At 66.6% G+C, this 5,339-nt stretch carries 8 protein-coding genes; 6 read left to right on the forward strand and 2 right to left on the reverse strand.

What is annotated here, in order from left to right:
* On the forward strand, positions 1-490 hold a 490-nt coding region (locus FOY91_RS20510), incomplete at its 5' end, for an ATP-binding cassette domain-containing protein (RefSeq protein WP_338062109.1).
* Positions 491-701: 211 nt separating this feature from the next.
* On the opposite strand, the gene FOY91_RS20515 is transcribed toward FOY91_RS20510, so the two are convergent.
* Both FOY91_RS20515 and FOY91_RS20520 read right to left on the reverse strand, forming a co-directional pair.
* The gene (locus FOY91_RS20515) at positions 702-983 is read right to left on the reverse strand and encodes a UvrB/UvrC motif-containing protein (RefSeq protein ID WP_145155823.1); all 282 of its coding nucleotides are present in this window, start codon (positions 981-983) and stop codon (positions 702-704) included.
* Positions 983-1,606, reverse strand: a complete 624-nt coding sequence (locus FOY91_RS20520; protein WP_145155825.1) for a class I SAM-dependent methyltransferase — start codon at positions 1,604-1,606, stop codon at positions 983-985. Before FOY91_RS20520 ends, FOY91_RS20515 begins: the two co-directional genes overlap by 1 nt.
* A 216-nt stretch (positions 1,607-1,822) precedes the next feature.
* Between FOY91_RS20520 and FOY91_RS20525 the strand changes: the two genes are divergently transcribed.
* The 5 genes from FOY91_RS20525 to FOY91_RS20545 all read left to right on the forward strand — a co-directional run bounded on the left by FOY91_RS20525 (position 1,823) and on the right by FOY91_RS20545 (position 5,309).
* The gene (locus FOY91_RS20525; protein WP_145155827.1) at positions 1,823-2,401 is read left to right on the forward strand and encodes an SRPBCC family protein; all 579 of its coding nucleotides are present in this window, start codon (positions 1,823-1,825) and stop codon (positions 2,399-2,401) included.
* A gap of 45 nt (positions 2,402-2,446) precedes the next feature.
* A complete protein-coding gene (locus FOY91_RS20530; protein ID WP_145155829.1) occupies positions 2,447-3,634 on the forward strand; it encodes a zinc-dependent alcohol dehydrogenase in 1,188 nt (395 codons plus the stop codon).
* A gap of 12 nt (positions 3,635-3,646) precedes the next feature.
* Complete coding sequence (locus tag FOY91_RS20535; RefSeq protein ID WP_145155831.1) at positions 3,647-4,441, forward strand: SDR family NAD(P)-dependent oxidoreductase; 795 nt, start codon at positions 3,647-3,649, stop codon at positions 4,439-4,441.
* Between the two features lie 131 nt (positions 4,442-4,572).
* Positions 4,573-4,788: a cupin domain-containing protein gene (locus FOY91_RS20540; protein WP_238995822.1), complete on the forward strand. Its 216-nt coding sequence runs from the start codon at positions 4,573-4,575 to the stop codon at positions 4,786-4,788.
* Positions 4,789-4,928: 140 nt separating this feature from the next.
* Positions 4,929-5,309, forward strand: a complete 381-nt coding sequence (locus tag FOY91_RS20545; RefSeq protein WP_145155835.1) for a glycine zipper 2TM domain-containing protein — start codon at positions 4,929-4,931, stop codon at positions 5,307-5,309.
* The last annotated feature ends 30 nt before the right edge of the window (positions 5,310-5,339 follow it).

Genomic DNA, 5,339 nt, shown 5'->3' on the forward strand with positions numbered 1-5,339 from the left:
GGGCGGGGCGGCCATGTCCTTTGACGTGTCCGTCGCTCGCCGGCTGGGCGAAACCGATGTTGCCGCCACCTTTTCGGACGGGGGCGGGCTAACCGCGCTGTTCGGCCCCTCGGGTGCGGGCAAGACGAGCGTGCTCAACATGATCGCCGGTCTGCTGCGCCCCGGTTCGGGCCATATCCGGGTGGGCGGCGAGACCTTGTTCGACGCCGCCGCGCGGATCGACGTGGCCCCGCATCGCCGCCGCGCGGGCTATGTGTTTCAGGAGGCGCGGCTGTTCCCGCATCTGCGCGTGCGGGCCAACCTGCTGTACGGCCACCGCCTCGCCGCCCCCGCCGATCGCTGGATGGGGCTGGACGAGGCGGTCGCCTTTCTCGGGATCGGCGACCTGCTCGATCGCTGGCCGCGCACGCTTTCGGGCGGGGAGGCGCGGCGGGGATTGAGTGGGGGGGGCCCTGCGGTCCGGCCGCGCGTCCCGCTCTTGTTCTTTTAAACAACTGTAGCTGCCCGGGCCGCCCTTCGTGTATGTATCAGTGGTCTGTAGCGTGTTAATTAAGAACTGGCGCTGCCGATCCTCTACGTCACCCACGAGGCGGCGGAGGTGGAGCGGCTGGCGACCGGCGTGGTGCGGATCGGGGCGGGGTGAGGGTTTTCTCCCCGTCACCCCGGCACGAGGCCGGGGTGGCGGAGGACGGAAGGCGTGCTTAAGCGCGTTTTCGCCGTGACGTGCCGCGCGTCATCGGATCGGGCTTCTTCGGGCGAACCCAGCCGGGCGGCGGTTCGGCGCGCTGCTGGCTGGTGCCGAGACCCATCGCGCCCGGCTGTTGCCGGGTGAGGCCGGCCAGCCCGCTCCCCGTCTCGACAGGGGTGCCGCCGTTCCGCGCCGCATGGATCTGGTCGCGCAGGATGGCGGCCCGCTCGTAATCGCCGCTCGCCGCCGCGTCCGCCATCGCGCGTTCAAGCGCGGCGATGGCGGCGTCGTCCATCAGTCCTTCCAGGCCCAGTAAAGCTGGGCGGGGGGAATGTTGATAAGCTCGAAGCCGTGGTCGATCCGGTCGAAATGCGGGGCGATGAAATCCCGCACCTTCGGGCTGAACTGATAGACGAGGAATGCGCCGTCCGGCCGCAGCGCCGCCTGCGTCTCGCTGGCGATGCGCGGGCCGACGCCCGGCGGCAGGGTGGAGAAAGGTAGGCCCGACAGGATGTAGTCGGCGTGGTCGAAACCACGCTCGGCCAGGATCGCGCGCACGTCCGCAGCGGAACCCTGCACCGGGACGAAACGCGAATCGGTGATCCGGCCCGCCAGATACTCGATGAAATCGGGGTTGGTATCGATCGCGATCAGCGTCGCATCGGGCGCCATCCGCTCGAGGATGTGGCCGCAGAAGGTGCCGACGCCCGGGCCGTATTCCACGAATACCTTGGTGTTCGCCCAGTCCACCTTCGAGAGCATCTTCTCGATCAGCTTGGTGGAGGAGGGGATGATCGAGCCGACCATCACCGGATGCTTGATGAAGCCGCGGAAAAACATGCCCAGCGGACCGACGCTGGTGGCCGTCCGGCGCTTTCGGGTACGGGCAAGCGCCGATTCGGCGGAAGATCCTGACATGGTGGCTCCAACTCGGGCAGACGACGATCGGTTCCGTTCGCAAAAGCAGCCCATAAAGGCAAGCCGCAGCCTGCCGGTTCGCGGCAGGCCGATGCCGGGGCGGACGAACGGAGGCGGTTTCGCGCCGGGCCGGTTCCTTCCAAGTCATTGAGGTAATTATGGAACAGGCCCGGGCGTGGTCGGTTACCTTTGCTCCCCAGCCAGTGGACCAACGCCATGATCGACCAAGCAGACGCCGCCGAACCCGGCGCGCGCGACGATGCGCCGCGCGGCACGACCCGGAAAGCCGAACCCGACAGCGAGCAGCAGCAGCGCGGCGAAAGTGCGCTTACCGCCCGCACCATCACGATCAACCGCAAGCCGGATGAGGTCTATGCATTCTGGCGAGACTTCTCGAACCTCGCCGGGGTGATGGAGAATATCGAGGCCATCACCGTGCGTGACGATCGTACCTCGCACTGGGTGGTCAACGCTCCCGGCGGCAGGACGGTGGAATGGGACGCGATCGTGACCGAGGACGAGCCGGGCCGGCTGATCGCGTGGCAGTCCGCCGAGGGTGCCGACGTATCGAACAGCGGCCGGGTGGCGTTCCGCGACGCGGGTGAGCGTGGCACCTTCGTGACGGCGACGCTGGCCTATGATCCGCCGGCCGGGGTGGTCGGCAAGCTCGTCGCCAAGCTGTTCCAGAAGGAGCCGGGCATCCAGCAGCGGCGCGATCTGCGGCGGATCAAGCAGTTCCTCGAAACCGGCGAGATCGCCACCTCCAGCCCGCCGAACCCCGCGCCCAAGGCGTAACCCTCTCCCGTTTTTCGGCCTCCACGTTTTCGGAAGGACCAGTCCATGCGCGCACTTACCTGGCACGGAAAGCACGACGTCCGCGTCGATACCGTTCCCGATCCCGAGATCATCAATCCGCGCGATGCGATCATCAAGATCACGTCCACCGCGATCTGCGGTTCCGACCTGCATCTTTACGATGGCTATATCCCCACGATGAAGGCGGGCGACATTCTCGGCCACGAGTTCATGGGCGAGGTGGTGGAAACCGGCGCGAAGAGCACCTTGAAGAAGGGCCAGCGCGTCGTCGTGCCGTTCGTGATCGCGTGCGGCAGCTGCTACTTCTGCGGCAAGCACCAGTATTCCGCCTGCGACAACTCCAATCCCGCCGACAATCAGGATATCTCCGAGGAACTGTGGGGCCACCCCGCCGCCGGGCTGTTCGGCTATAGCCACATGACCGGCGGCTATGCCGGCGGGCAGGCAGAGTATGTCCGCGTGCCTTTCTCCGACGTCGGCCCGATCGTGATCCCCGACGGGATCGACGACGAGAAGGTGCTGTTCCTTTCCGACATCCTGCCGACCGGGTGGATGGCGGCGGAGAATGCCGACATCGAGCCGGGCGACACGGTGGCGGTGTGGGGCTGCGGGCCGGTCGGCCTGTTCGCCATCCAGAGCGCGTTCCTGATGGGCGCGCAGCGGGTGATCGCGATCGATCATTTCCCCAATCGGCTCGCGCTCGCCAGGCAGATGGGCGCGGAGGTCCTCAACTATGAGGACACCAAGATCTACGAGGCGCTGATGGAGCTGACCGGCGGCATCGGCCCGGATGCGGTGATCGACGCGGTCGGCCTCGAAAGCCACGGCCTGTTCGCCGACAACGTGCTGGACCAGATCAAGGCCACCGCCTTCCTCGGCACCGAGCGGCCGCATGTGCTGCGGCAGGCGATCGTCGCGTGCCGCAAGGGCGGGCGCGTGTCGGTGCCGGGCGTGTACGGCGGCTTCGTCGACAAGTTCCCGATGGGTGCCTTCATGGAGAAGGGGCTGACGATGAAATCGGGCCAGACCCATGTGCAGCATTACCTGCCGGGCCTGCTCAATGCGATCCTGGAGGAGAAGATCGACACGACCTTCCTGATCTCGCACCGCATGGCGCTGGAGGATGCGCCGCACGGCTACGACATCTTCAAGAACCAGCAGAACGACGTGACCAAGGTCGTCCTCAAGCCGGGCCTCGCGAAGGCCGCCTGAAAGGAATATTCCATGGCTGACAACAACGGAAAACTTGCCGTCATCACCGGCGCCTCCACCGGAATCGGTTTCGAGCTGGCGTCCATCGCGGCGGAGAACGGCTACGATATCCTCGTGGTGGCGGACGAGCCGCTGATCGAAAGCGCCGCCGCCGACTTCCGCACTCACGGCGGCAGGGTGGAATCGCTCGAGGCCGATCTTTCCACGATCGAGGGCGTGGACAGGCTGATCGCCGCGACCGGTGGGCGACGGATCGACGTGCTGTGCGCCAATGCCGGTCGCGGCCTGGGCCACGGCTTCCTCGATCAGAGCGTGACCGACTGGCGCCGGGTGGTGGACACAAACATCACCGGCACGCTCTACCTGTTGCAGAACGTGCTGAAGGACATGGTGGCGCGCAACGACGGCAAGGTGCTTGTCACCGGATCGATCGCGGGTTTCATCCCCGGCTCGTTTCAGGCGGTGTACAATGGTACCAAGGCGTTCGTGGACAGCTTCACCGATGCCATCCGCGACGAACTGAAGGAATCGAAGGGCGTCCAGATCACCACGCTGATGCCGGGGCCGGTGGAGACCGAATTCTTCGACCGCGCCGACATGATGGACACCAGTGTCGGCGTCTCGACCAGCAAGAGCGACGCGGCGGACGTGGCGCGGGATGGCTGGGAGGCGCTGATGGACGGCAAGGCCAGCGTCGTTTCCGGCTGGAAGAACAAGGTGCAGGTCGCGCTGGCGCATGTTACCCCGGCGGCGGTGCTTTCCGGCATGCACCGGAACATGGCCGAGCCGGGTTCGGCCGACAAATAAACTAGGAGGCGGCGGCGGACGGCTGGGGTAATCTCTACGCCGCCCTGCCGCGTGCCGATCCCGCCGGGGACATCGGTGACGAGGAGTTTCGCGCGCTTCTCACCCGGCCCGGCCTGCGGATCGAACGGATCGTGTCGCACGGTCACGTTTCTGCCGACTGGTACGATCAGGATCGCGACGAATGGGTGCTGCTCGTCGAGGGTGGCGCCCGTCTGTCGTTGGAAGGGGAGGGCGAGATCGTGCTCGGCCCCGGCGATCATCTGCTGATCCCGGCGCATGTGCGCCACCGCGTGACATGGACCGACCCGGCACGGCGGACGATCTGGCTGGCGATCCACTTCGACTGACGGCTCTGCCTGGCGTCTCCGGTCGGCGACACGGGAAAGCATTTTCTGCTGAACAATGGCTGACAGGTGCGTTCAGGACGAAGTCAAGCCAGCGAGTCGATAAGGGCCTCCTGAGTTCGACACCATCAGGGAGACACGACATGTTCAAGCCGTTCATCACCGCCGCCGCCATCGCGCTTGCCACCACCACTGCCGTGGCCCTGCCGGTCGCGCCCGCTGCCGCGCAGAACTACGGTTGGGACGATCGTGGCTACGGCGGCCAGGGTTTCCAGAACGTCGGCTGGCGCAACGATCGCCGCTACAACAACAACCGTCGCTACAGCAACAACCGCAACTATCGCGGCAACCAGCGCTGCCGTGACAAGGGCAACGGCGGTCTCGCCATCGGCGGCATCGCCGGCGGTCTGGCCGGCAACACCATCGCAGGCCGCGGCGACAAGACGCTCGGCACGATCCTCGGCGCGGGCGGGGGCGCGCTCGCCGGTCGCGCCATCGACAAGTCGGACGGCCGCCCCTGCTGAGGCCCGGCCTCGGCTGACACGGAAACCCGC

It is taken from the genome of Alterirhizorhabdus solaris, assembly GCF_007785815.1.
GTDB classification, from domain to species: domain Bacteria; phylum Pseudomonadota; class Alphaproteobacteria; order Sphingomonadales; family Sphingomonadaceae; genus Alterirhizorhabdus; species Alterirhizorhabdus solaris.